We start from the raw sequence: 24,620 nt of genomic DNA, 5'->3' as shown, positions 1-24,620 counted from the left end.
GCTCAGACGGACTCGCTCAGCCGTGCCGTCTCGTCATGCCACGACGTGGCGATCGAGCGGAGCTTCTCTTCGTACTTGCGGCCGTGGTGGGCGCAGAACAGCAGTTCGCTGCCGTTCACCTCGGCGGCGATGTAGGCCTGGGCTCCGCAGGAGTCACAGCGGTCCGCAGCGGTCAGGCGGTGCTCAAGGACGGCGGCGGGCTGGGTCGGGGTCGAAAGCGTGTTCATCTCGGTGCCTCCTCGGATCGTCACTCGTGCTGCTTCGCTTGGTCATGACATACAACCACGCGCTTGTTTCGAGAATGCCCCCAATGCATGACATTTCGCTGAGCGCGTACGCGTGTTCGAGACGCGGGTGTCTGTGCGGCACAGCGTCGGATGCCGCGGATACGCTGGATGACTGTGACAGCCGAGTATTCCGCCCACCATCTTCAGGTGCTCGAAGGGCTCGAGGCCGTCCGCAAGCGCCCGGGCATGTACATCGGCTCGACCGACTCGCGCGGGCTCATGCACTGCCTCTGGGAGATCATCGACAACTCCGTCGATGAGGCCCTCGGCGGGCACGGCAGCCGCATCGAGATCGTGCTGCACGCCGACGGCAGCGTCGAGGTGCGCGACCGCGCCCGCGGCATCCCCGTCGACATCGAGCCGCGCACGGGTCTCACGGGTGTCGAGGTCGTCTTCACGAAGCTCCACGCGGGCGGCAAGTTCGGCGGCGGCTCGTATGCGGCATCCGGTGGCCTGCACGGCGTGGGCGCCTCGGTCGTCAACGCGCTCTCGGAGCGCCTCGACGTCGAGGTCGACCGCGACGGCAAGACATGGGCGATGTCGTTCCACCGCGGCGAGCCGGGCACCTTCGCCGGCCCGACACCCGACGCGGGCTTCAGCCCGTTCGAGAAGAGCTCCGAGCTGCGGGTCGCGGGGCGTGCCGCCAAGGGTGTGACGGGCACGCGCATCCGGTACTGGGCCGACCGCCAGATCTTCACGAAGGATGCCGCGTTCAACCTCGAGGAGCTCGAGCAGCGCGCACGCCAGACGGCGTTCCTCGTGCCCGGCCTCGAGATCGTCATCAGCGACGAGCGCGAAGGCGGCGTCAACGAGACGAGCTTCCGGTTCGACGGCGGCATCTCGGAGTTCGCCGATTTCCTCGCGCCCGATGCTCCCGTGACCGACACATGGCGCCTCACGGGCACAGGCACGTTCAAAGAGACCGTGCCCGTCCTGCAGCCCACGGGCGCGATGATCCCGACCGAGCTCGAGCGCGAGTGCCACGTCGATGTCGCGGTGCGCTGGGGCACGGGCTACGACACGGCGAGCCGCTCCTTCGTCAACATCATCGCGACACCCAAGGGCGGCACGCATCAGCAGGGCTTCGAGCTCGGGCTCATGAAGGTGCTGCGCGCGCAGGTCGAGCAGAACGCCCGTCGCCTCAAGGTCGGCACCGACAAGCTCGAGAAGGACGACATCCTCGCGGGTCTCACCGTCGTGCTGACCGTGCGCCTGCCCGAGCCGCAGTTCGAGGGGCAGACGAAGGAAGTGCTCGGCACGCCGGCCGTCCGCCAGATCGTCGCGAACGTCGTCAGCCGTGAGCTCGCCGCGCGCTTCGCGTCGACCAAGCGCGACGACAAGAACCAGGCGTCGATGCTGCTCGACAAGATCGTCTCCGAGATGAAGGCGCGCATCTCGGCCCGCACGCACAAAGAGACGCAGCGTCGCAAGAACGCTCTCGAGTCCTCGTCGCTGCCCGCGAAGCTCGCGGACTGTCGCACGAACGACGTCGCCGAGTCCGAGCTGTTCATCGTCGAGGGCGACTCCGCGCTGGGCACGGCCAAGCACGCGCGCAACAGCGAGTACCAGGCGCTCCTGCCCATCCGGGGCAAGATCCTCAACGTCCAGAAGGCGTCGATCAGCGACATGCTCGGCAACGCCGAGTGCGCGTCGATCATCCAGGTCGTGGGCGCGGGCTCGGGGCGGTCGTTCGACATCGAGCAGGCGCGCTACGGCAAGGTGATCCTCATGAGCGACGCCGACGTCGACGGCGCGCACATCCGCACGCTGCTGCTGACGCTCTTCTTCCGCTACATGCGCCCGCTCATCGAAGAGGGGCGCGTCTTCGCGGCGGTGCCGCCGCTGCATCGCGTCGTCGTCGTCAACCCGGGGTCCAAGCCCAACGAGACGATCTACACCTACAGCGAGCAGGAGCTGCACGCTCTGCTCACGAAGCTCGGCAAGTCCGGCAAACGCTGGCAGGAGCCCGTCCAGCGCTACAAGGGCCTGGGTGAGATGGATGCCGAGCAGCTGGCCACGACGACGATGGACCGCGGCGGCAGGACGCTGCGACGCGTGCGGATGCAGGACGCCGAGACTGCGGCATCCGTCTTCGAACTGCTCATGGGCAACGAGGTCGCCCCGCGCCGCGAATTCATCGTCAGCTCGAGCGACCGGCTGTCGCGCGAGAGCATCGACGCCTGAGCCCCGCCGCCCGCCGGGAGTGGCAGATCAGCTGACGACGGTCCCGACGGCGCCGATGACGCCGTCGAGGGGCTGGCCGGACGCATCGCGCTTCGCGCCCGGGGCGGGCAGCGTGCGCGTCGCACCGTCGGCGCCCACGGCGCGCGGCTCGGACCCGACCCACGCGAGCGTGAGGGTGTCCTCGCCCTTCAGGAAGCGCTGTGCCCGCACGCCCCCCGTCGCGCGGCCCTTGGGCGGGAACTCGGCGTAGTCGGAGACCTTGCCCGAGCCGGCATCCGCTCCCGCGAGCGCCTGCGAGCTGCCCGCGATCGTGACGACGACGGTTCCGGACGCCTCGGCCCTCACGACGCCGAAGAACAGGACGCGCTCACCCGGAGTGAGCCGCACGCCGGCCATGCCGCCGGCCGCGCGGCCCTGGGGGCGCACGGAGTCGGCGGAGAACCGCAGCAGCTGCGAATCCGTCGCGACGAAGACGAGTTCGGCGTCGTCGGGTGCGACGGCCGCGCCCACGACGCGGTCGCCGTCCTTGAGCGCGATGATCTCGATGTCGTGCTTGCCCGCGATCTCGGATGCCGCGAAGCGCTTGACGACGCCCTGCGCCGTGCCGACGGCGATCGGCGGCGCGTCCGCGAGCGGGACGAGGCCCACGACGTGCTCGCCCGCGCCGAGACCCAGGTACTGGTCGGCGCGGGTGCCCGCGGCGAGCTGGACGGAGTTGCCGGGCACCGAGGGCAGGTCGACGGGGGAGAAGCGGATGAGGCGCCCTGCCGAGGTCACGGCGCCCACGTCACCGCGGGTCGTGGCGTCCACCGACGACAGAATCGCATCGTGCTTGGAGCGCCGCGACGGCGTGACGACGCCGTCGTTGGCCGAGTCGGCCGCGAGTTCGGCGCGCACCATGCGGCCCGTCGCCGAGAGGAAGATGCGGCAGGGCGCATCCGCGATCTGCAGGTCGGGAGCGGATGCCGCGGCGCGCGAGCGCGGGGCGACGGGCCCGCCGTTGAGCAGGAGCGTGCGCCGGGGCGTCCCGAAGGTCTCGGCCGCGGCATCCAGCTCCCTCGCGACCTGTGCGCGCAGGAGCACCTGGCTGCCCAGGAGCTCCTCGAGCTGAGCGATCTCGGCGAGGAGCGTCTCGCGCTCGGTCTCGAGTTCGATGCGCGAGAAGCGCGTGAGGCGGCGCAGGCGCAGCTCGAGGATGTATTCGGCCTGGAGCTGCGAGAGGTCGAAGACGTCCATGAGGCGCGTGCGCGCCTGCTCGCCGTCGTCCGACTGCCGGATGACCTGGATGACTTCGTCGATGTCGAGGATCGCGATGAGGAGGCCCTCGACGAGGTGCAGGCGCTCTTTGCGCCGCTGCAGCCGAAAGCGGCTGCGGCGCGTCACGACCTCGATGCGGTGGTCGAGATAGACGCGCAGGAGCTCGCGCAGACCCAGGGTCTGCGGCTGGCCCGCGACGAGCGCGACGTTGTTTATGCCGAACGAGTCCTCGAGCGGCGTGAGGCGGTAAAGGTGATCGAGGACGGCCTGCGGATCGAAGCCCGTCTTGATGCCGATCACGAGCCGCAGGCCGTTGTGGCGATCGGTCAGGTCGGTGACGTCCGCGATGCCCTGCAGCTTCTTGGACTGGACGGCGTCCTTGATCTTCTCGATGATGCGCTCGGGGCCCACGAGGTACGGCAGCTCGGTCACGACGAGCCCCGTGCGGCGGGGGCCGAGCGGCTCGATCGAGACCTTGGCGCGCGTGCGGAACGTGCCGCGGCCCGTCGCGTAGGCGTCCTTGATGCCGTCGAGGCCCACGATGACACCGCCGCCGGGGAGGTCGGGGCCGGGAACGAACTCCATGAGCTCTTCGAGCGTCGCGTCGGGGTTCTCGAGCAGGTGGGTCGCGGCGCCGACGACCTCGATGAGGTTGTGCGGCGCCATGTTGGTCGCCATGCCGACGGCGATGCCGGCCGCGCCGTTGACGAGGAGGTTGGGGAAGGCGGCCGGCAGCACGGCGGGCTGCTGGAACTGGCCGTCGTAGTTGGGGATGAAGTCGACGACGTCCTCGTCGAGGTTCTCCGTGAGGGCGAGCGACGAGGGCGCGAGACGCGCCTCGGTGTAGCGGGGGGCGGCGGGACCGTCGTCGAGCGAGCCGAAGTTGCCGTGACCGTCGACGAGCGGGACCCGCAGCGAGAACGGCTGCGCGAGCCGCACGAGGGCGTCGTAGATGGGGGCGTCGCCGTGCGGGTGGAGCTTGCCCATGACCTCGCCCACGACGCGCGCGCTCTTGACGTGCCCGCGGTCGGGACGCAGGCCCATGTCCGCCATCTGGAAGAGGATGCGCCGCTGGACGGGCTTGAGACCGTCGCGTGCATCCGGCAGCGCGCGTGAGTAGATGACCGAGTAGGCGTACTCGAGGAACGAGCCCTGCATCTCGGTGGCGACGTCGATGTCTTCGATGCGGCCGTGGTCGGCGGGGGAGGAATCGGTGCGGGGTGCGGGCATGACGATCTGGCCTCGGGTGACGATGGGCCGGCGGAGAGTGTCCGGCGGGGGCTGTCCGCGGGTGTGCGAGACTGGCCCGGATGTCCCTCAGCCTACCGGCGGACCCGCCCCGCGCCCGGAGCCTCACCCGTGTCGTACCCGAGGTCGTCGCCGCCCTCGAGGGGCGCGGTGAGTGGCTGCGCCCCGCCCGCAGCGCCGTTCTCTTCGTCGTCGACGGGCTCGGCGCCCGCAACCTCTCGGCCCGCGCAGGCCACGCGAGATTCCTCGCCGAGGCGGGAGGGAAGCGGGATGTCGCGCGCTCCGTCTTCCCCTCGACGACCGCCGCGGCACTCACGTCGCTGCTGACCGGTGTCGAGCCGGGAGAGCACGGTCTCGTCGGCTATCGCGTCCGCATCCCCGGCACCGACCTCGCGCCCAATCTCCTCAAGGGCTGGGAGACGGACGGGCTCGACCCGCACACGTGGCAGCGCGCCCAGCCCATCCTCGAACGCGAGTCGAACGCGGGTCGCCCGTGCTTCGTGGTCTCGCGGGCCAAGTTCGAGGGCTCCGGCTTCTCGACGGCCACGGTGCGCGGCGCCGAGTTCGTCTCGGCGAAGAACTCCGCCGAGGGCGCCGAGCTCGCCGCAGAGCTCGTGGCGCGGCATCCCGGAGCCCTCGTCTATCTCTACGCGCCCGAACTCGACGGCATCGCTCACCAGCGCGGCTGGGAGTCCGACGACTGGGCGCACGCCCTCGAGACGGTGGACGGCGCGGCGCGGACGCTCGCGAAGGCGCTGCCGTCGGACGCGGGTGCGCTCGTGACAGCCGACCACGGCGTCGTCGACGTGCCGCGGCACCGGCAGCTGCTGCTGCGCGCCGGCGACGACCTCGTGGACGGCGTCCGCGTGATCGGCGGCGAGCCGCGCATGCTGCACCTGTATGCGGAGCCGGGACGAGCGGATGCCGTGCTCGAGGCGTGGCGGGTGTCCGAGTCCGGCCGGTCCTGGGTGCTCTCGCGCGATGAGGCGATCGAGGCGGGTCTCTTCGGCGCCGTCGCGGACGATGTGCGCGAACGGATCGGGGACGTCCTGGTCGCCGCCCGTGCCGCCGTGGCGTATTACGACGATCGCCTGGCCGACAAGGCTCCGCAGAAGATGATCGGGCAGCACGGATCGCTCACCGACGAGGAGCGCACGGTGCCGCTCATCCGGCTCGGGGCCTTCGCCTGACCTCAGGCGCCTGCGGGCCGCGCTGCGCGTAGCGCGGCGTTACTCCTCGCCGCGGGCTCCGAAGACGATCTCGTCCCATGAGGGCATCGAGGTGCGCCCCTTGCGGCGGCCTGACGCTTCGGCGGCGACAGGACGGTCGGGCTCGTAGTCGGGCTGGGGCTCGGGTGCTGCCGGTTCGTCGTATCCGGACTCGAGGGCGTCGAACAGCGCGACGGGGCTCGGACCGCGCACGGGGGCGAGTTCGTCCGCACCGGGGAGGGGCTCGCGCTGACCGCGGCGGCGGCGCAGCGCCTCGAGGAGGTCCGCCGTCTCGGGTGTCGTCGTGGTCGGCTCGTCGGCGCGCTTGATCGCGGCCTGCTGCACCGCGGGCGCGACGGGCGAAGGCACGTCCGGCGACTCGAGATCCGCCTCGGGGTCGGGGAGCCGCCGCGGGCCGAAGGCTCCGCTGTCGAAGCGGGAGTCGTCCTTGACGGGAGTCTGGTCGAGCGCTCGCAAGCGGGGGATGAGGCCCTCCGGCAGCGAACCCTGCCGCGAGAGTTGGATCGCGTCCGGGTTCAGCGGAGAGAGAGTCGAGCGGCGAGGCTCGAAGCCCCAGCGGGCATCGTGGTCGATCTCGCTCGCCGTGAACTCGAGCTTGACGATCCAGCCGGTCGATTCCTTCCAGCTCGTCCAGCGCTCGCCCTTGGCGCCGGCCTCGGCGAGCTTGACGCGCACCGCCGCGCCGAAGGTCGGGTGGCGATCGCCATCGAGATCGGATCCGAGGAGGACCTGGACCGCGAGCGCCTGGCCGACGATGTGCTCGCGCTCGGCGAGGACGGGGCCCTCGAACCGGGCGACGTCCTCGACGCGGGCGCCGAGGAGCTTCGCGACCTCTTCCGCCGACAGACCCGCGCGGATGTGGGCCTGGATGTCGCGAGGGCTCGGCCGGACCGTGGCGCGTTCCTCGCCGTCGCGCTCACGACGGGCCCGGCGCGCTTCGGCACGGAGCACGTCATCGATCGCGAGCGCATAGCGCTCGCCCGTCTCGGTCGCGAGGACGAGCCTGTCGTCCTCGGTTCCGATCACCTTGAGCTGTTCCATTGCGAACCGCCCTCTCCGATCCAGCCGTGTCCGGCCATGGTCCCACAGGGACCTGTCCGGTCCTGGGAATATCGTGGGCGCGCCGCGAGTTTCACGCTGGCACGCGAGGAGAGCCCGCAGGTCCGGCATTTGCGATTCGGCCCGCCTTCGTGCAAACTATCGCCGCCCGCCAGGGCATGCGACAACGATATTGATTTTTCGGAAGTAGAGACGTTCAGGCATGGCTACGGATTACGACGCCCCCCGCAAGACCGAGGACGACAGCGAGTCGATCGAGGCGCTCAAGGAGAGGGTCCCCGACAAGATGTCGGGGTCGGTCGACGTCGAGGATGCCGACAACCCATCGGGCTTCGAGCTGCCCGGCGCCGATCTGTCCGACCTCGAGCTCGACGTCGTCGTGCTCCCGCCTCAGGAGGACGAGTTCACGTGCGTGAACTGCTTCCTCGTGAAGCACCGTTCGCAGCTCGACCACGAGCGCGCCGACGGTCCTATCTGCGCGGAGTGCGCGGCGTAGTCCGACCACGCCGGATCGCCGCTGCGAGGCGGTCCGGCGTCCGGGACGACACGATCCATGCGGGTGCCGGGTCGTCCGGATCGATGACCGGCACGACGAGCAGGCCGTCGATGCCACCCCGGATCACGTGCCATGCGCGAGGATCCAGCCCGGGGCCCCGCGCCGTGCGCGCGTCCTCCCCCGTGAGAGCCTGCGGCTCGCCGAGCAGGTCGAGCGGGATGCGGGCGCGGCCCGCGTGCAGCGCGCCGTCGCGCACGGCGACGACGGGCGAGCCCGCGATGAGCAGGGTCACGAAGAGCGCGCCCAGCAGTGCGCCCGCGATGAGTGCGATCGTCGTGTCGATCGGCGCGAAGACGAGGGCCGCCATAGGCGCCACCACCGCCGCGCTGACGAGCACCCACAGCGAGGGACTCAGCCGCTCTCGGAACGTTGCGAGCGACCCCGTGGGGGCGCTGTCGCCAGCTGTCTTCTGCATTACCCTCTTTGAGTGACCGAAACCGTGGACGTCCTCATTATCGCGCCCGAGGTTCCTGCGTACGCCCACCCCGGAGACGCCGGGGCCGACCTCGTCTCCGCGGAGGCCCTTCGTCTCGAGCCGGGGCGGCGTGCTCTCGTCGGCACGGGAGTGCGCATCGCGCTGCCGGAGGGCTTCGCCGCATTCGTCGTCCCGCGCAGCGGCCTGGCCACGAAGCACGGCATCACGATCGTCAATTCGCCCGGCACCGTCGACGCGGGCTATCGAGGCGAGATCAAGGTCACGCTGCTGAACACCGACCCCGAGAACGCGTTCGACATCGCCGTCGGCGATCGCATCGCCCAGCTCATCGTCATGCCCGTGACGCGGGCGCAGTTCATCCCCGTCGACGAGCTCCCCGAGAGCGTACGAGGCGAGGGCGGCTTCGGGTCGACCGGCTACGGCGGCGCGGCGTAGCCGCCGACGAGCGCCAGCGAGTCCTCGCGGGGAGCTCCCCGCGATCGAACAACACAGAAGGATGGAGCCCTGGCATGACCGATGCCACTTCCTCAGATGCGACCCCCGACGAGGCGGCCCCTGACGAGGCGGATGCGCCGGAGGCGGCCGAGCCCGCCGACCGCGCCACCGCCGGTCCGTTCGACGAGTCCGAGGCGAACCCCGTCCGCCCGTACATCGACCTCGGCGGGATCAAGATCCTGCCGCGCGAAGGGCTGAACCTGCGCCTCGAAGTCGAGGAGCAGACCAAGCGCATCGTCGCTGTGGGCCTGGACTACGCCGGCTCGACCCTGCAGGTCCAGCCGTTCGCGGCCCCGCGCTCGAGCGGGCTGTGGGAGGAGACGCGCGAGCAGATCCGGCAGCAGATCCGTCAGCAGGGCGGACGCGTAGAGGAGCGCGAGGGCCCGCTCGGCCCCGAGCTGCTCGCCGAGGTCCCCGTGCTCGCGGGTGCCGAGGGCGCCGCGGGCAAGCGGCTCGCGCGTTTCGTCGGCGTCGACGGCCCGCGCTGGTTCCTTCGCGGGGTCATCGGGGGAGCGGCCACGACCGACGTCGAGGCGGCCGCCAAGGTCGAGGACCTCTTCCGCTCGATCGTCGTCGTGCGCGGCGGGTCGCCCATGCCTCCGCGCGATCTCATCCCGCTCAAGATGCCCGCGACGCCGGGCACGGCATGACGGACGACAAGCCCGCACCGGACGCTCCGGACCCCACGGCGTCCGAGGTGCTCGGCGCGGCCCTCGGCGGCGCCGCGCGCCGCGCGGGGCTCGACCCCGCTACGGAGGCGAGCACGGGCCACGTCGTGTGGCGTGCGATGGGCGGCTGGCGCGGCATCCTGGAATCCGTCCTGCCATCGCTGTCGTTCCTCGTCATCTACACGTTCTGGCAAGAGCTGCTGCCGGCGCTCATCGTGTCGGTCGGCATAGCGCTGGTCTTCACGATCGTGCGGCTCGCGATGCGCCAGCCTGCGAGCGCCGCGATCGGCGGGCTCGTCGCGACGGGAGCCGCCGCCGCCCTCGCGCTGTGGACGGGCCGAGCGGAGGACAACTTCGTGTGGGGCTTCCTCACGAACGGCCTGTACGGCACGGCGTTCCTCGTCTCGGCCCTCATCGGCTGGCCGCTCATCGGCCTCGCCGTCGGCTTCCTCATGGGTGAGGGGACGAAGTGGCGCGGTGACGCGCGGAAGCGCCGCGTCTTCTTCTGGCTCTCGCTCGCGTGGGCCGCGCTCTTCGCGCTGCGCCTCCTGATCCAGCTTCCGCTCTACTTCTCGGGCGACGTCACAGCCCTCGCGACGACGAAGCTCATCATGGGCCTGCCGCTGTTCGCCCCGCTCGTCGCCGTCACATGGCTCGCCGTCCGCGCGCTCTACCCCCATGCGCGCAAGTGATACATTTATCTTGACATCAAGATAAATTCTCTCGCTCGCCGCTTAGGCGATCCTCACTAGCCGAGGCATGCGACGAGGGGAAAGATGGAGGATGCGGGGCGTCTGAGTCCTGCTCCCCGTGCCGACGAAGGAGACAGACACGTGTCCACGGTTGACAGCTTCGGTGCCAAGAGCACCCTGACGGTCGGCAGCACCGACTACGAGATCTTCCGCATCGACACGGTGCCCGGCTACGACAAGCTGCCGTTCAGTCTCAAGGTGCTCCTCGAGAACCTGCTCCGCACCGAGGATGGTGCGAACGTCACGAAGCAGCAGATCGAGGCACTCGGATCGTGGGATGCCGCGGCCGAGCCCGACACCGAGATCCAGTTCACACCGGCCCGTGTCGTGATGCAGGACTTCACCGGTGTCCCCTGCATCGTCGACCTGGCCACGATGCGCGAAGCGGTGGCGGCTCTCGGCGGCGATGCCAAGCGGATCAACCCGCTGTCGCCCGCCGAGATGGTCATCGACCACTCGGTGATCGCCGACCTCTTCGGTTCCGAGAACGCGCTCGAGCGCAACGTCGAGATCGAGTACGAGCGCAACGGTGAGCGCTACCAGTTCCTGCGCTGGGGTCAGACCGCGTTCGACGACTTCAAGGTCGTCCCGCCGGGAACCGGCATCGTGCACCAGGTCAACATCGAGCACCTCGCGAAGGTCATCTACGACCGGTCCGTGGGCGGCGTCCTGCGCGCCTACCCCGACACGTGCGTCGGCACCGACTCGCACACGACGATGGTCAACGGCCTCGGTGTGCTCGGCTGGGGCGTCGGCGGCATCGAGGCCGAGGCCGCGATGCTGGGCCAGCCCGTCTCGATGCTCATCCCCAAGGTCGTGGGCTTCAAGCTCTCCGGCGCGATCCCCACGGGCGTCACCGCGACCGACGTCGTGCTCACGATCACCGACATGCTGCGCAAGCACGGCGTCGTGGGCAAGTTCGTCGAGTTCTACGGCGAGGGCGTGGCATCGGTCCCGCTCGCGAACCGTGCCACCATCGGCAACATGAGCCCGGAGTTCGGCTCGACCGCCGCGATGTTCCCGATCGACAGCGTGACGGTCGACTACCTGCGACTCACGGGCCGCGACGAGCAGCAGCTCGCGCTGGTCGAGGCGTACGCGAAGGAGCAGACGCTCTGGCATGACGCCTCCCGTGAGCCGGTCTTCAGCGAGTACATGGAGCTCGACCTGTCGACGGTCGTCCCGTCGATCGCCGGCCCGAAGCGCCCGCAGGACCGCATCGTGCTCTCGCAGGCGAAGCAGCAGTTCGCGAGCGACCTCACGAACTACGCCGACATCGACCACGACCTCGTCGATCTGGAAGGGTCCGAGTCGTTCCCCGCGTCCGACCCGCCCGGAAACTCCCCCGAGGAGGAGTACAGCCACCACCAGCACCACCACCGCAGCCACGCGCCGGCGACCGCGTCGAAGCCGACCCCGGTGACGCTCCCCGGCGGCGAGCAGTTCGTGCTCGACCACGGCGCCGTCACGATCGCCGCGATCACGTCGTGCACCAATACGTCGAACCCGTCCGTCATGCTCGCGGCCGGTCTGCTGGCCCGCAACGCGGTGAAGAAGGGCCTGAAGGCCAAGCCGTGGGTCAAGACCACCCTCGCGCCCGGCTCGAAGGTCGTCACCGACTACTACGAGAAGGCCGGCCTCACGAAGGACCTCGAGGACCTCGGCTTCTATACCGTCGGATACGGCTGCACCACCTGCATCGGCAACTCGGGACCCCTCATCGAGGAGGTCTCGACCGCGATCAACGAGAACGATCTCGCCGTCACCGCCGTGCTGTCGGGCAACCGCAACTTCGAAGGTCGCATCAACCCCGACGTGAAGATGAACTACCTCGCGAGCCCGCCGCTCGTGATCGCGTACTCGCTCGCCGGTTCGATGAACTTCGACTTCGAGGTCGACGCGCTGGGCACCGACCAGGACGGCAACGACGTGTTCCTGCGCGACATCTGGCCGGACTCGGCCGAAGTGCAGGCCACCATCGACTCGTCGATCAACAAGGAGATGTTTACGCACCAGTACGCGAGCGTCTTCGAGGGCGACGAGAGGTGGCGGACGCTGCCGACGCCGACCGGCGACGTGTTCGAGTGGGACGACGCCTCGACCTATGTGCGCAAGCCCCCATACTTCGACGGCATGACGATGGAGCTCACCCCGGTCGCCGACATCTCGGGCGCCCGCGTGCTCGCGACGCTCGGCGACTCGGTCACGACCGACCACATCAGCCCGGCCGGCAACATCAAGGGGGGCACGCCTGCGGCTCAGTACCTGACGGAGCACGGCGTCGCGCAGAAGGACTTCAACTCCTACGGCTCGCGCCGGGGGAACCACGAGGTCATGATCCGCGGCACCTTCGCGAACATCCGCCTCAAGAACCTGCTCGTCAGCGCCGTCAACGACGGCGCGGTCGTGGAGGGCGGCTTCACGCGCGACTTCACCCAGGAGGGCGGTCCGCAGTCGTACATCTACGACGCGAGCCAGAACTATCAGGCTGCCGGCACGCCGCTCGTCATCTTCGGCGGCAAGGAGTACGGCTCCGGCTCGTCGCGTGACTGGGCGGCGAAGGGCACGAGCCTCCTCGGCGTCAAGGCCGTCATCACCGAGAGCTTCGAGCGCATCCACCGCTCGAACCTCATCGGCATGGGCGTCGTCCCGCTGCAGTTCCCCGCCGGCGCGACGTGGGAGTCGCTGGGCCTCGACGGCACCGAGATCGTCTCGATCGAAGGCCTCGAGCAGCTCAACGAGGGCGTGACGCCGAAGACCGTCAAGGTCACGGCAGCCCCGAGCGAGTTCTCCGCGCCCGGCAAGGAGACGGTCGAGTTCGACGCGGTCGTGCGCATCGACACGCCCGGTGAGGCGGACTACTACCGCAACGGCGGCATCCTGCAGTACGTGCTGCGCTCGCTGGTCTGAGACAGGAATCGGGGGCCGGATGCTACGGCATCCGGTCCCCTCTTCATGCCCCGGGTAGACTTGCAGAGCCCTTCCGGGCCGGAAAGGAGCGGGGATGTCGCTGCTGTCGTCCATCACCGGACCCCGCGATCTCGACGCATTGAGCCTCGAGCAGCTCGATCAGCTCGCCGCCGAGGTCCGCGCATTCCTCATCGAGAATGTCTCGCGCACGGGCGGGCACCTGGGTCCCAACCTCGGCGTCGTCGAGCTCACGATCGCCCTGCACCGCGTCTTCGACTCGCCGAACGACCCGATCATCTTCGACACGGGGCACCAGTCCTACGTTCACAAGCTGCTGACGGGGCGTCAGGACTTCTCGCAGCTGCGCGCCCGCGGCGGGCTCGCCGGCTATCCGCAGCGCGCCGAGAGCCCGCACGACGTCGTCGAGTCCTCGCACGCGTCGAGCTCGCTGAGCTGGGCCGACGGCGTCTCCCGCGCGCTCACGCGCACGGGCCGACGCGACCGCCACGTCGTCGCCATGGTGGGCGACGGCGCGCTCACGGGCGGCATGACGTGGGAGGCGCTCAACAACATCTCCGACGACAACGACCGCAACCTGGTCATCGTCGTCAACGACAACGGGCGGTCGTACGCGCCGACGATCGGCGGAATGGCCCGGTATCTCAACCGCGTCCGCACAGCCGACACGTACGAGACGCTGCGCGGAGGGTCCGAATCCCTGTTCGGCAAGTTCGGCTCGGCGGGACGCGCCATGTACCGCGGTCTGCGCGGCGGTACGCACGGGTTCCTCAGCCGCTTCATCAACAACGCGGCGCTCTACTCGAACCTCGACATCAAGTACCTGGGGCCCGTCGACGGCCACGATCTGCCGTCGCTCATCGAGACGCTCGAGCTCGCGAAGGAGTACGGGGCTCCCGTCATCGTCCACGCGATCACCGACAAGGGCCGCGGCTACGAGCCTGCGCTGCTCGACGAGGCTGACCAGTTCCACGCCGTCGGTCGTATCGACCCCGTGACGGGCGAGGCGCTCGGCAGCGGCGGCGGAACGTCCTGGACCGACGTCTTCGCGGAGGAGCTCCCGCGCGTCGGCGCCGAGCGCGAGGACGTCATCGCGATGACGGCCGCGATGCTCCGCCCCACGGGTCTGCTGCCGTTCTCGCAGCGCTTCCCTGACCGCGTCTACGACGTCGGCATCGCCGAGCAGCACGCCGTCGCCTCGGCGGCGGGCCTCGCCTTCGGCGGTCTGCATCCGGTTCTCGCGATCTACGCGACGTTCATGAACCGCGCCTTCGACCAGGTGCTGATGGATGTCGCGCTGCACCGCGCCGGCGTCACGTTCGTCCTGGATCGCGCCGGCGTCACGGGCCCGGACGGTCCCAGCCACCACGGCATCTGGGACCTCGCGATGCTGCAGATCGTTCCGCACATCCGCATCGCGGTTCCCCGCGACGCCGTGCGCCTGCGCGAGGAGCTCCGCGAAGCCGTCGCGGTCAGCGACGCGCCCACCGTCCTGCGCTTCCCCAAGGGCTCCGTGAGCCCCGAGCTGCCCGCCGTCCGCCGTCTCAAGGACGGTGTCGACGTCCTCGTCGAGAGCGATGCGCAGGACGTGCTCCTCGTCGGGATCGGCCCGATGGCGCACATGGCCGTCGATGTCGCCGGTCGCCTGCGCGCGCAGGGCATCGGAGCGACGGTCGTCGACCCGCGGTGGGTCGTGCCCGTGCAGCCGTCGCTCGTCGAACTCGCGGCATCCCATCGCCTCGTCATCACGATCGAGGACGGCATCCGCGTCGGCGGCATCGGCACACGTGTGCGCCAGGTGCTGCGCGAAGCGGGAGTCGACACGGCGGTCGACGAGCTGGGCGTGCCCGACGAGTTCATCGACCACGCGAGCCGCGAGCAGATCCTCGAGGACGCAGGCCTCACCGCTGCGAAGATCGCGCAGGATGTCGTGGCCCAGGTGCTCGGCACCCGCATCCCCGTCGCGCGCCCCGCGACGAGCGAGATCCCGACTCTCACGGGGCTCTCGCGCGCGCGCGAGACTCGCGACTAGAGAGCGTCCTCGAACGCCGGAGGATGCGAGGCGATCGGATCGGCTTCCGTCCGCGGCGACGAATCCACCGCACTCACGTGCGGACCTCGGCGACAAGGTCTAGCAGTTCCCGGAGAGGCCCGCGGAAGAGCGGCACGCGTATGAGGGGGACCACGAAGCGCAGCAGCTTGAGGCCGCGCTCGACGAGACGGCGCGAGCGGGCCTGTCCCGGCGAGGAGTCGTAGACCCAGAAGAGCGCGAGCAGCAGGTGGCCGAGCGCGAGCGCGTGGGGGAGCGCCGTGCGGAACTCGTCGGGAAGCGCGTCGGCCGCACCGTCGACGGCGTCGCGGAAGAGGCCCTCGACGATCGCGAACGCGGGCGCCGACTCCTCTGCGAGGGGGTTGATCGGAGAGCGCGGCGACACGGCGGCCGAAAGGAACTCGGGCGCGTGCGCGTGGTAGGGCGTCAGCTGGTCGAGGCCCGTCGTGTACACGATCGAGAGCCGCTCGACGAGGTCGTCAGTGGTCGCCAGCAACGGAGCGGCCGCGGACCGGTGGGCCTGCTGGACCTCGAGGTACAGCTCCTGCACGAGGGCGTTCTTCGACCCGAAGTGGTAGTTCGTGGTGCCGACCGACACTCCCGCCTCCGCGGCGATGCTGCGGATCGTCGTCTCGTCGTAGCCGCGCGTGCGGAACGACTCGAGTGCCGCTGCGCGTATGCGTTCGCGCGTCCGCTCGCTCTTGCTGCGGGCGACAGGCTCGGGAGTACTGAACATGTTCAGAAGCTACCTGAAAGGGCTGCCTGCCCGCCAGTCGCACGAACGAGGGCGACCCTTCCGCAGAAGGGCCGCCCTCAGACGGATCGGGATGCCTCAGCCGGCGATCCCCTTGATGACGGGGTGGTGGAACGTGCCGCCGAAGACTCGCTCGGATGCCCCCTCGCGATCGAGGTAGGGCGAGGCGCCGCCGTCGATGAAGGGCCAGCCTGCGCCGAGGATGAGGCACAGGTCGATGTCCTCGACCTCGGGGACGACCTTTTCGTCGAGCATGATCCTGATCTCCTGCGCGAGGCCGTCCTGAACCCGCTGCAGGATCGCCTCCTCGCTCGAGGAGGCGGAGCCGACGGCGCCCTTGAGCACGGCCGACGCGGCCTTCGACCAGCCCGTGACGCGGCCGGACTTGTCCTTTTCTACGACCTCCGGAAGCTCCGCGAGCCGGTGGAAGTTCTCGTTGGCGTAGAACCGGTCAGGGAACGCGTGCGCCATCGTGTCCTGTACGTGCGCCGCGACCTTCCAGCCGACGAGGTCGATGAGCTGGAACGGCGTCATCGGCAGACCGAGGGGCGCGAAAGCCTTCTCGACAGTCAGCAGCGGCGTGCCCTCGTAGACGGCGCGCGCTGCTTCGCCCATGACCTTGGCGAGCAGGCGGTTGACGACGAAGCCCGGCGCGTCGGCCGTCAGCACGGCGTTCTTGCCGAGCCCTCGCGCGACCACGAAGGCGGTCGAGAGGGCGGCATCCGCCGTCTGCGGGGTCGTGACGATCTCGATGAGCGGCATGACGGCGACCGGGTTGAAGAAGTGGAAGCCCACGAGCCGCTCCGGGTGAGCGAGCTTCGCGCCGATCTCCTCGACCGAGAGCGACGACGTGTTCGTCGCGAGGATCGCGTCCTCGGCGATGAACTGCTCGATCTCGCCGAAGACGGCCTGCTTGACGCCGACCTCTTCGAAGACGGCCTCGATGACGAAGTCGCAGTCCGCGTAGAGGCTCTTGTCGGTCGTCCCCGTGACGAGCGCGCGCAGCTTGTTGGCGGTGTCGCCGTCGAGACGGCCCTTCGCCTCGAGCTTGCCGATCTCCTCGTGGATGTACGCGATGCCCTTGTCGACGCGCGCCTGGTCGAGGTCGGTGATCAGGACGGGCACCTGCAGCTTGCGCACGAACAGCAGGGCGAACTGGCTCGCCATGAGGCCCGCACCGATGATCCCGACCTTCGTGACCTTCTTCGCGAGGCCCTTGTCGGGGGCGCCGACGGGGCGCTTCGCGCGCTTCTGCACGAGGTCGAAGGCGTACATGGATGCCGCGAACTGATCGCCCGTCACGAGGTCGGCGAGCGCCTCGTCCTCACGCGCGAAGCCCTCGGCCTTCGTGCCGCTCTTCGCCTTGTCGAGGAGTTCGAGCGCGGCGTACGGCGAGCGCGGGACCGTGCCGATCTTCGACTCGAGCATGCCGCGCGCGACCTTGATGGCGATGGGCCACTTCGTGAGGCGCTCGATCTTGCCCGGCTCGTTCTTGCGGACGACCTTGACGGAGCCGCCGAGCACGCCGTCCGCCCAGCGGAGCGAGTCCTCGAGGTAGTTCGCCGCGGGGAAGATCGCATCGACGATCCCGTAGTCGAACGCCTGCTGCGGCTTGAGCATGCGGTTCTGCTTGAGCGGGTTCGATACGACGACCTCGAGCGCGTTCTCGATGCCGATGAGGTTCGGCAGGAGGTAGGCGCCGCCCCAGCCGGGGATGATGCCGAGGAAGACCTCGGGCAGCGCGATCGCGGCCGCCGAGGCATCCACTGTCCGATACGTGGAGTTGAGCGCGATCTCGAGTCCGCCGCCGAGCGCGAGCCCGTTGACGAACGCGAAGGAGGGCACGCCGAGCTCGGACAGCTTGCCGAGCACGTGGTGACCGAGCTGCGCGATGAGCAGCGCGTTGTCCTTCGAGCCCACCCGCGAGATGTCCGACAGGTCGGCACCTGCGGCGAGGATGTACTGCTTGCCGGTGAGAGCCACGGCGTGGATCTCACCGTCGGCCGCACGCGCCTTGAGCGAGTTCAGCGTCGCGCCGAGCTCTTTGAGCGTCGTCGGTCCCAGAGTGTTGGGGCGGTTGTGGTCACGGCCGTTGTCGAGCGTGATGAGGGCGAGGACCTTGCCGGAGGCGAGGCGGATGTCGCGCACGGGGGAGTGCGTCACCACCTCTCCGTCGGCGAGGGCGTCCAGCGGCGAGAAGTCGATCTGGGCGTACTGCTCGGAAGCGGTGTTCGTCATTCGTCGATGGTCCTTACTTGCGCTTCTTGCCGTCGAAGTGCGGGTTCTCCCAGATGACCGAGCCGCCCTGTCCGAGGCCCACGCACATCGCCGTGAGGCCGTAGCGGACGTCGGGGCGCTCGGCGAACTGTGCCGCGAGCTGGATCATGAGACGCACACCGGATGCCGCGAGCGGGTGCCCGAGGGCGATCGCACCGCCCCACGGGTTGACCCGCGGGTCGTCGTCGGCGATGCCGAAGTGGTCCAGAAGCGAGATGACCTGGATCGCGAAGGCCTCGTTGAGCTCGAAGGCTCCGATGTCGTCGATCGTGAGTCCGGCCTTCTTGAGCGCCTTCTCGGTCGAGGGGATGGGGCCGATGCCCATGATCTCGGGCTGCACGCCCGCGAACGCGAACGAGACGAGCCTCATCTTCGGCGCGAGGCCGAGCTCCTTGACGGCACCGCCGCCGGCGAGGAGCGCCATCGTCGCGCCGTCCGTGAGCGGCGAGGACGTGCCGGCGCTGACGCGGCCGTGCGGACGGAACGGCGTCTTGAGGCCCGCGAGGTCCTCCATCGTCGTCTGCGGCCGGCGGCCCTCGTCCTCGGTCGCAAGACCCCAGGCGCCGTTCGCGTCCTTGATCGCGACCTGCACGAGGTCGGGCTGGATCTTGCCCGCGTCGTAGGCCGCCTGCGCCTTGTGCTGGCTCAGCATTCCGTACCGGTCGCTGCGCTCCTTGGTGAGGTGCGGGAACCGGTCGAAGATGCGCTCGGCCGTGACACCCATGTTGAGGGCGCCCGGGTCGACCATGCGCTCTGCGACGAAGCGCGGGTTGGGGTCGGAGTTCGCGCCGATGGGGTGGTGGCCCATGTGCTCGACACCGCCCGCGAGCGCGACGTCGTACATGCCGACGCCGATCGAGCCGGCCATCGTGGTGACGCTCGTCATGGCGCCCGCGCACATCCGGTCGATCGCGAACCCGGGAACGGTCTGCGGAAGCCCCGCCAGGATCGCGACGGAGCGCCCGAGGGTCAGCCCCTGGTCGCCCGTCTGCGACGTCGCGGCGATCGCCACGTCGTCGATGCGGTCCTTGGGAACGCCGGGATTGCGCTCCATGAGTCCGATGGTCGCCTTGACGGCGAGGTCATCGGCGCGGGTGTTCCAGTACATGCCCTTTTCGCCGGCGCGACCGAAGGGGGTGCGCGTGCCATCGACGAAGAAGACGTCCGAAATCTCGGCCACTCTGCCTCCAGAAAGTTGGGATGCAGCCAGCCTAGGAGGGGCCCCGGAGGCCCCCGAATCGGGTGGCGGAAACCTACGAACCCGTCTCAGGGGCCTCGGAATCGACTTGCACGGAAGCCACAAAGGCATCGGCGATCGGCTGTGCAGATTGCTCAATCTGCCATCTGCGCGCGCCGAGCTCCGTGAGCGCCTGTCCGATGGAGTCCGCGTCGATGGGGGACGGTGGCGCCCACGCGACCCGGCGGAGCAGTTCGGGTGTCAGAAGGTTCTCGACGGGCATCTGAAGAGACTCCGCGAGCGCCTCGAGCACGGGCCTCGCGGCCTTCAGGCGCGCATCCGCGGGCGGATTGCGATCCGGCCACGCGCGCGGGGGAGGCAGCGAGTCCCCACCGGTCGCGCGGTCGTTCGGCAGGTCCTCCGTTGCACGGCCTTCCTCGATCGCTGCCCACCAGCGATCCAGCTGCGAGCGGCTCGCGCGGCCCGTGAAGTCCTTGACCCGTGCGAGCTCCGCCTTCGTGGCGGGGTCAGCGAGGACCGCCGCGACGAGCGCGCGGTCGGGCACGAGGCGTCCGGGTGAGACATCCTCATCCCGCGCGTACTCCTCTCGCGCCGTCCACAGTGCGCGTGCGACCGCGAGCGAGCGCCGTCCCCTCACCGTGTGCAGGCCGCTCAGGCGTCGCCACGGCTCTTCGCGCGGCGCCTTGGGAAGTCGCTCGAGGACCGCCTGGAACTCCTGCGCGGCGAACTCGGTCTTGCCCTGCGCCTCGAGGTCCGCCGCGAGCACATCGCGCACGTCGACGAGATGCTCGACGTCGAGCGCCGCATACTCGAGCCACGCGTGCGGGAGTGGGCGGACCGACCAGTCCGAGGCCGAATGCGCCTTCGCAAGCGCGATGCCGAGCGTCTCCTCGACCACGGCGCCCAGCCCGACGCGCTCGCGACCGAGCAGCCGTGAGGCGAGCTCCGTGTCGAAGATCGAGACCGGGACGAGGTCGAGCTCGCGCAGCGAAGGAAGATCCTGGCTCGCGGCGTGGAGCACCCACTCGACGTCGCCGATCGCGTCCTGCAGCGCATGGAAGTCGCCGATCGGCGGCGGGTCGAAGAGGAAGAGTCCCGCTCCGCGGCGGAAGACCTGGATGAGATAGGCGCGCTGCGAGTAGCGGAAGCCCGACGCGCGTTCGACGTCGACCGCGACGGGCCCCGTCCCCTCCGCGAGGCGGGCGGCGGCATCCGTCAGTCCGTCCGCATCGGCGATGACGAGGTATTCAGCCACGCGGCGTCCTCCGGTTGTCGAGGACGGCGATGCCTTCCGATCCGGGCGGGAGCCCGGCGAGCATGCAGACCAGCTCTGCCCATGCTTCCACGTGTGGCCCGACACCGCCCTGCGGGGACCACGACGCCCGCAGCTCGATCTGCGCGCCGTCGCCTTCGGCCGCGAGCGACCCGAACCCTTTCGAGAGCGTCTTCGTCGCGGTTCCGGATGCCGCGCCGTATTCGGCGCCGTGCGCGTCGAGCGCATCGACGAGCCATGACCAGGTCACGTCGGCGAGGAGCGGATCGATGCCGATGTCCGGCTCGAGGGGCGCCTGAGCGAAGCACACGATGCGCCAGGGTCCTTCCCATGCTGCGGGCTCGTCGGGGTCGTGGAGGAGGATGAAGCGCCCAGTCCCGAGATCGGAAGCCCGGCCCTCCGCCTCGGGCCGCACGTCGCCCGCGAGGGCGATCGCCTCGGGCGCGAGCCCCGGCGGCGCAGGGATCTCCCTCACGATGAGGTCGTCGCGGAAGCCCGTGTTCCGCACCTCCTCGGCCGCGCGCGCGAACGACGCCGAAGGCGCCGGGGGACGAAGCTCAGCCACGCGGACAGACTAGAGTGAGGGCTCGATGGTCACTCCCAGGCGCGCCGCGACGCGTGGTGCAACCCCCGCCCTCCTCGCCGGCATCCGTGCGGCGCTGGTGACGCTGAGCGTCGCGCTGACCGGAATCCTGACTCTCCTCGGCTTCGTGTCGGTCCGGTACGCGCGCCGCATCGTGACGCCCTCCGTCCGCATCGCCGACACCAAGATCGTCGGTCTGGACACCGCCGCTCAGACGATCACGCTGAGCCGGACGCCCGACACGAGCCTCCCCGGACGCTACGGGCTGTTCACTTCGGGGACGGCGACCTACGTCAAGCTCGGCTCGGTGCTCGCTGAGGACGGCGACACCGTCAAGCGCAAGCTGCTGACCCACATCGCGCCCTCCTCGAGCCTCTCGGCCGACGCCGCGTTCAGCGGCTGGTACTACTCGCGCGCAGAAGAGCTGCACCTGCCGTTCACGCCCGAGCTCATCGGCTCGGCGGTCGGCCCGTGCCCCGCGTGGCTCTTTCCCGCTGCGGGCGGCGGCGACACGTGGGTCATCCAGATCCACGGCCGCGGCACGGATCGCCGCGAGTGCCTGCGCGCCGTGCCGGTCTTCCACGCCGCGGGCGTGACGTCGCTCGTCGTGTCGTACCGCAACGACGGCGAGGCGCCTCGCAGCCGCACCGGCACCTACACGCTCGGGGCGACGGAGTGGCGGGATGTCGACGCCGCCGTGGGCTTCGCCCGCCGCCGGGGCGCGCGCCGCGTCGTGCTCATGGGGTGGTCGATGGGCGGCGCGATCGCGCTCCAGGTCGCGCTCAACTCGGCGCACCGCGACCTCATCGCGGGGCTCGTGCTCGAATCGCCCGTCATCGACTGGCGCAAGGTGCTCGACCACCAGACGAAGCTCAACGGCCTCCCGAGCGCGATCACGGGGCTCGCGATCGGCGCGCTCGCGTCGGACTGGGCGTCGCCCGTCACGCGCACGGGGAGCGGCATCCCGTTCGATCGCCTCGACGTCGTCTCGCGCGCGCACGAGCTGCGGCATCCGATCCTCATCCTGCACAGCGACGACGACGGATTCGTGCCGTCCGACTCGTCGCACGACCTCGTCGTGCAGCGCCCCGACCTGGTCGAGATGCAGGTCTTCGAGGTCGCCCGCCACACCAAGCTGTGGAACTACGACCAGGAGCGGTGGAGCGGCGCGATCCGATCGTGGCTGCAGCGCAAGGACCTGGTCACTGCGGATGCAGACGCAGATAACTGAAGCCCGCGTCGTCGACCAGCATGCCGGCGACGGAGGTCGCGACGGCGGAGCTCACCTGGACGAACGGATGCCCCGGCGGCTCGATCGCCGGTGACACCGTGACGCACACCTCGTCGACGACGCCCGCCTCGAGGAACTGCGTCGCGAGTGCGGGCCCGCCCTCGCAGACGATGCGGGGGAGGTGCGCCGCGACGAGCGCATCGACGATCGCCTGCGGCCCGACAGCGTCGTCGTGGGCGGGAAGGGGCATGATCTCGACCGGCGCGTCGCGGAGCGCCTCGCGCACGCGCGCAGCGCGGGCCTGCGGGCACAGGATGATCGCGGGCCGGCGGTCGCCGTCGGTGCGCAGACCCTTCTCGCCGAGATCGCCCGACGCCGTCACGATCGCGAGGCGCACCGACTTCGGGAGCATGTAGCCCTCCGCGCGCACGGTCTCGGCGCCCACGACCACGACGTCGGCGGCGCGGCGGATCGCCCCGAGCACGTAGCGGTCGGTGCGCGAGGTGATGCTGTTGCTCGTGCCGTCGACGCCCGCTGTGGCGCCCGTGATCGTCGTGACGAGGTTGAGGCGCACGAAGCGGCCGTCCGGCGCGGCGTAGCGCTGCGACATCCACTCGTCCGTGTCGCCTGCGCCCATCGTCGCCGTGGCGAGGGACCGCGGCACGACCTCCGTGACGATCGACGGGGCGGATGCCGCGGTCATGACGCGGCCAGCCTCGCCCGGACCTGTCGCTTGGCGCGCATAAGCATGCCCGTCATGCCGGCGATGCGCAGCGGCGAGACCGCCCGCGTCAGGCCGATCGACTGCGGGAAGTCGTCGGGGATGGCGAGCACTTCGGCGGCGCTGAGGCCCGTGATGCCCTGCACGAGGATGCTCGCGAAGCCGCGCGTCGTGGGCGCCTCGCGCGGAGCTGTCGCGTGCATCGCGACGATGCCCTCGTCGTCGACCTCGAGGATGATGTAGACGGGGGACTGGCATTCGGCGACGCGCTCGGACAGCTCGGGATGGCCCTCGTACTCGGACGGCACGGCCGGAAGCTCCTGCGAGAACTCCAGGAGAAGCTGCAGGCGCTCCGGCTCGGCGAGCTCGAGGAACTCGTCGCGGATCTCGGCGAGCGTCGCGGGAAGAACGGTCTCGGTCATCGGTCCCATCCTCCCACGCGACGGCCGCGCGAGACCCGGTCAGGCGCGCGTGGGGACCTCGCCCGGCTCGGCGCCGGTCACGATCGGGACGCGCACGGCGCTGCCCCACTCCGTCCACGAGCCGTCGTAGTTGCGGACGTCGTCGAAGCCGAGCAGGTGACGCAGCACGAACCACGTGTGGCTCGAGCGCTCGCCGATCCGGCAGTAGGCGACGATCGCATCGCCGTCTTGGAGGCCGACCTCCCCGCGGTAGATCTCGTCGAGGTCGGCGCGCGACTTGAAGCCGCCGTCCGCCGCGACGGCGCGGGCCCACGGGACGCTCTGGGCCGAGGGGATGTGGCCCGCACGCAGTGCGCCCTCTTCGGGGTAGGCGGGCGCCGACGTGCGGGAGCCGTCGTACTCCTCGGGCGAGCGCACGTCGATGAGCGGGCTGCCGAGGTGGGCGAGGACGTCCTCCTTATAGGCGCGCAGCGTCGAGTCGTCGCGTTCGACGACGGGGTACTCGGTCGTGGTCCGCACCGTGGCGTCCGTCGTGAGCGGCCGGCCCTCCGCGATCCACTTGTCGCGGCCGCCGTCGAGCAGCCGGACGTCCTCGTGCCCGAAGAGCGAGAACACCCACAGGGCGTACGCGGCCCACCAGTTGTTCTTGTCGCCGTAGATGACGATCGTGTCGTCGCGCGAGATGCCCTTGCGGCTCAGCAGCTCGGCGAAGCCCGCGCCGTCGAGGTAGTCGCGCACGACGGGGTCGTTGAGCTCGGTGTGCCAGTCGACCTTGACCGCGCCGGGGATGTGGCCCGTCTCGTACAGCAGGACGTCCTCATCGGACTCGACCACGACGATGCCCGGTGCGTCGAGCCGCTCCTCGAGCCAGCCGCCCGTCACGAGCCGGCCGGGCTCGGCGTAATCGGCGAACTTGGGGGACGAGGTGTCGAATTCGACGGTCAAAGGGATGCTCCTCGGGTCGGGTGCTCACGGCAACGGCGTAGGGTTGAACCGCGCTCTCCGACCCTAG

Annotated in this window: 21 protein-coding genes; 9 read left to right on the top strand and 12 right to left on the bottom strand. The window is 70.0% G+C overall.

Annotated features, from left to right (window positions below):
* Positions 1-2: 2 nt before the first annotated feature.
* Positions 3-227 carry a hypothetical protein gene (locus MJ607_RS07015; RefSeq protein WP_243074854.1) on the bottom strand — a complete coding sequence of 75 codons (225 nt, stop codon included), beginning with the start codon at positions 225-227 and terminating at the stop codon, positions 3-5.
* 168 nt (positions 228-395) lie between these two features.
* Between MJ607_RS07015 and MJ607_RS07010 the strand changes: the two genes are divergently transcribed.
* Positions 396-2,471: a type IIA DNA topoisomerase subunit B gene (locus MJ607_RS07010; protein WP_243074853.1), complete on the top strand. Its 2,076-nt coding sequence runs from the start codon at positions 396-398 to the stop codon at positions 2,469-2,471.
* 27 nt (positions 2,472-2,498) lie between these two features.
* Here the strand turns inward: MJ607_RS07010 and MJ607_RS07005 are convergent, their stop codons facing one another.
* Positions 2,499-4,958 (bottom strand): DNA topoisomerase (ATP-hydrolyzing) subunit A, encoded by a 2,460-nt coding sequence (locus MJ607_RS07005; protein ID WP_243074852.1) that lies wholly within the window; start codon positions 4,956-4,958, stop codon positions 2,499-2,501.
* Between the two features lie 80 nt (positions 4,959-5,038).
* Here MJ607_RS07005 and MJ607_RS07000 point away from each other — a divergent pair, with 80 nt between their 5' ends.
* On the top strand, positions 5,039-6,166 hold the full coding sequence (locus tag MJ607_RS07000; protein ID WP_243074851.1) for an alkaline phosphatase family protein: 1,128 nt from the start codon (positions 5,039-5,041) through the stop codon (positions 6,164-6,166).
* A gap of 39 nt (positions 6,167-6,205) precedes the next feature.
* Here MJ607_RS07000 and sepH read toward each other — a convergent pair whose 3' ends face one another.
* Positions 6,206-7,246 carry a septation protein SepH gene (gene sepH / locus MJ607_RS06995; RefSeq protein WP_243074850.1) on the bottom strand — a complete coding sequence of 347 codons (1,041 nt, stop codon included), beginning with the start codon at positions 7,244-7,246 and terminating at the stop codon, positions 6,206-6,208.
* A 220-nt stretch (positions 7,247-7,466) separates the two neighbouring features.
* On the opposite strand from sepH, the gene MJ607_RS06990 reads away from it, so the two are divergent.
* Positions 7,467-7,760 carry a DUF4193 domain-containing protein gene (locus MJ607_RS06990; protein ID WP_243074849.1) on the top strand — a complete coding sequence of 98 codons (294 nt, stop codon included), beginning with the start codon at positions 7,467-7,469 and terminating at the stop codon, positions 7,758-7,760.
* Here the strand turns inward: MJ607_RS06990 and MJ607_RS06985 are convergent.
* Positions 7,735-8,235 (bottom strand): DUF3093 domain-containing protein, encoded by a 501-nt coding sequence (locus tag MJ607_RS06985; RefSeq protein WP_243074848.1) that lies wholly within the window; start codon positions 8,233-8,235, stop codon positions 7,735-7,737. The two genes, MJ607_RS06990 and MJ607_RS06985, sit on opposite strands and share 26 nt — an antisense overlap.
* Before the next feature lie 12 nt (positions 8,236-8,247).
* Between MJ607_RS06985 and dut the strand changes: the two genes are divergently transcribed.
* The 5 genes from dut to dxs all read left to right on the top strand — a co-directional run bounded on the left by dut (position 8,248) and on the right by dxs (position 15,131).
* The gene (gene dut, locus MJ607_RS06980; protein ID WP_243074847.1) at positions 8,248-8,691 is read left to right on the top strand and encodes a dUTP diphosphatase; all 444 of its coding nucleotides are present in this window, start codon (positions 8,248-8,250) and stop codon (positions 8,689-8,691) included.
* A 74-nt stretch (positions 8,692-8,765) separates the two neighbouring features.
* Entirely contained in the window at positions 8,766-9,401 is a 636-nt protein-coding gene (locus MJ607_RS06975) for a DUF3710 domain-containing protein (protein ID WP_243074846.1), read from the top strand.
* Positions 9,398-10,111: a DUF3159 domain-containing protein gene (locus tag MJ607_RS06970; protein ID WP_243074845.1), complete on the top strand. Its 714-nt coding sequence runs from the start codon at positions 9,398-9,400 to the stop codon at positions 10,109-10,111. Before MJ607_RS06975 ends, MJ607_RS06970 begins: the two co-directional genes overlap by 4 nt.
* 141 nt (positions 10,112-10,252) lie before the next feature.
* Positions 10,253-13,081: an aconitate hydratase AcnA gene (gene acnA, locus MJ607_RS06965; RefSeq protein ID WP_243074844.1), complete on the top strand. Its 2,829-nt coding sequence runs from the start codon at positions 10,253-10,255 to the stop codon at positions 13,079-13,081.
* A gap of 94 nt (positions 13,082-13,175) precedes the next feature.
* Positions 13,176-15,131 (top strand): 1-deoxy-D-xylulose-5-phosphate synthase, encoded by a 1,956-nt coding sequence (dxs, locus tag MJ607_RS06960; RefSeq protein ID WP_243074843.1) that lies wholly within the window; start codon positions 13,176-13,178, stop codon positions 15,129-15,131.
* Positions 15,132-15,204: 73 nt separating this feature from the next.
* On the opposite strand, the gene MJ607_RS06955 is transcribed toward dxs, so the two are convergent.
* From MJ607_RS06955 to MJ607_RS06935, 5 genes are all read right to left on the bottom strand, one after another.
* Positions 15,205-15,885, bottom strand: coding sequence for a TetR/AcrR family transcriptional regulator (locus tag MJ607_RS06955; RefSeq protein ID WP_243074842.1), 681 nt, complete (start codon positions 15,883-15,885; stop codon positions 15,205-15,207).
* A 96-nt stretch (positions 15,886-15,981) separates the two neighbouring features.
* Positions 15,982-18,141 carry a 3-hydroxyacyl-CoA dehydrogenase NAD-binding domain-containing protein gene (locus tag MJ607_RS06950; protein ID WP_243074841.1) on the bottom strand — a complete coding sequence of 720 codons (2,160 nt, stop codon included), beginning with the start codon at positions 18,139-18,141 and terminating at the stop codon, positions 15,982-15,984.
* Positions 18,142-18,154: 13 nt separating this feature from the next.
* Positions 18,155-19,360 carry a thiolase family protein gene (locus MJ607_RS06945; protein WP_243074840.1) on the bottom strand — a complete coding sequence of 402 codons (1,206 nt, stop codon included), beginning with the start codon at positions 19,358-19,360 and terminating at the stop codon, positions 18,155-18,157.
* Positions 19,361-19,433: 73 nt separating this feature from the next.
* Positions 19,434-20,633, bottom strand: a complete 1,200-nt coding sequence (locus MJ607_RS06940; protein ID WP_243074839.1) for an HRDC domain-containing protein — start codon at positions 20,631-20,633, stop codon at positions 19,434-19,436.
* Positions 20,626-21,216, bottom strand: coding sequence for a DUF3000 domain-containing protein (locus MJ607_RS06935; RefSeq protein WP_243074838.1), 591 nt, complete (start codon positions 21,214-21,216; stop codon positions 20,626-20,628). The genes MJ607_RS06940 and MJ607_RS06935 overlap by 8 nt, the downstream gene beginning before the upstream one ends.
* 25 nt (positions 21,217-21,241) lie before the next feature.
* Between MJ607_RS06935 and MJ607_RS06930 the strand changes: the two genes are divergently transcribed.
* The gene (locus MJ607_RS06930; RefSeq protein ID WP_243074837.1) at positions 21,242-22,465 is read left to right on the top strand and encodes a S9 family peptidase; all 1,224 of its coding nucleotides are present in this window, start codon (positions 21,242-21,244) and stop codon (positions 22,463-22,465) included.
* Here the strand turns inward: MJ607_RS06930 and MJ607_RS06925 are convergent.
* The 3 genes from MJ607_RS06925 to MJ607_RS06915 are packed head-to-tail and all read right to left on the bottom strand — an operon-like array spanning position 22,437 to position 24,553.
* The gene (locus tag MJ607_RS06925) at positions 22,437-23,168 is read right to left on the bottom strand and encodes a dihydrofolate reductase family protein (protein WP_243074836.1); all 732 of its coding nucleotides are present in this window, start codon (positions 23,166-23,168) and stop codon (positions 22,437-22,439) included. The two genes, MJ607_RS06930 and MJ607_RS06925, sit on opposite strands and share 29 nt — an antisense overlap.
* Positions 23,165-23,608 (bottom strand): SufE family protein, encoded by a 444-nt coding sequence (locus MJ607_RS06920; protein ID WP_243074835.1) that lies wholly within the window; start codon positions 23,606-23,608, stop codon positions 23,165-23,167. The genes MJ607_RS06925 and MJ607_RS06920 overlap by 4 nt, the downstream gene beginning before the upstream one ends.
* Before the next feature lie 39 nt (positions 23,609-23,647).
* Positions 23,648-24,553 carry a sulfurtransferase gene (locus MJ607_RS06915; RefSeq protein WP_243074834.1) on the bottom strand — a complete coding sequence of 302 codons (906 nt, stop codon included), beginning with the start codon at positions 24,551-24,553 and terminating at the stop codon, positions 23,648-23,650.
* Positions 24,554-24,620: the final 67 nt, after the last annotated feature.

The organism is Microbacterium sp. SS28 (genome assembly GCF_022761035.1).
In the GTDB taxonomy this organism is placed as follows: Bacteria; Actinomycetota; Actinomycetes; order Actinomycetales; family Microbacteriaceae; genus Microbacterium.
Note: the sequence above shows the minus strand (reverse complement) of the source record. Positions and strands in the feature narration are given on the sequence as shown.

Coding starts and splice junctions, on each gene's coding strand:
- MJ607_RS06970 (WP_243074845.1), top strand. CDS start 9,398: ATGACGGACGACAAGCCCGCACCGGACGCTCCGGACCCCACGGCGTCC.
- MJ607_RS06925 (WP_243074836.1), bottom strand. CDS start 23,168: ATGACCGCGGCATCCGCCCCGTCGATCGTCACGGAGGTCGTGCCGCGG.
- dxs (WP_243074843.1), top strand. CDS start 13,176: ATGTCGCTGCTGTCGTCCATCACCGGACCCCGCGATCTCGACGCATTG.
- MJ607_RS06950 (WP_243074841.1), bottom strand. CDS start 18,141: ATGACGAACACCGCTTCCGAGCAGTACGCCCAGATCGACTTCTCGCCG.
- MJ607_RS07000 (WP_243074851.1), top strand. CDS start 5,039: ATGTCCCTCAGCCTACCGGCGGACCCGCCCCGCGCCCGGAGCCTCACC.
- MJ607_RS06955 (WP_243074842.1), bottom strand. CDS start 15,885: ATGTTCAGTACTCCCGAGCCTGTCGCCCGCAGCAAGAGCGAGCGGACG.
- MJ607_RS07015 (WP_243074854.1), bottom strand. CDS start 227: ATGAACACGCTTTCGACCCCGACCCAGCCCGCCGCCGTCCTTGAGCAC.
- sepH (WP_243074850.1), bottom strand. CDS start 7,246: ATGGAACAGCTCAAGGTGATCGGAACCGAGGACGACAGGCTCGTCCTC.
- MJ607_RS06990 (WP_243074849.1), top strand. CDS start 7,467: ATGGCTACGGATTACGACGCCCCCCGCAAGACCGAGGACGACAGCGAG.
- MJ607_RS06975 (WP_243074846.1), top strand. CDS start 8,766: ATGACCGATGCCACTTCCTCAGATGCGACCCCCGACGAGGCGGCCCCT.
- MJ607_RS06920 (WP_243074835.1), bottom strand. CDS start 23,608: ATGACCGAGACCGTTCTTCCCGCGACGCTCGCCGAGATCCGCGACGAG.
- MJ607_RS07005 (WP_243074852.1), bottom strand. CDS start 4,958: ATGCCCGCACCCCGCACCGATTCCTCCCCCGCCGACCACGGCCGCATC.
- MJ607_RS06985 (WP_243074848.1), bottom strand. CDS start 8,235: ATGCAGAAGACAGCTGGCGACAGCGCCCCCACGGGGTCGCTCGCAACG.
- MJ607_RS07010 (WP_243074853.1), top strand. CDS start 396: ATGACTGTGACAGCCGAGTATTCCGCCCACCATCTTCAGGTGCTCGAA.
- MJ607_RS06930 (WP_243074837.1), top strand. CDS start 21,242: ATGGTCACTCCCAGGCGCGCCGCGACGCGTGGTGCAACCCCCGCCCTC.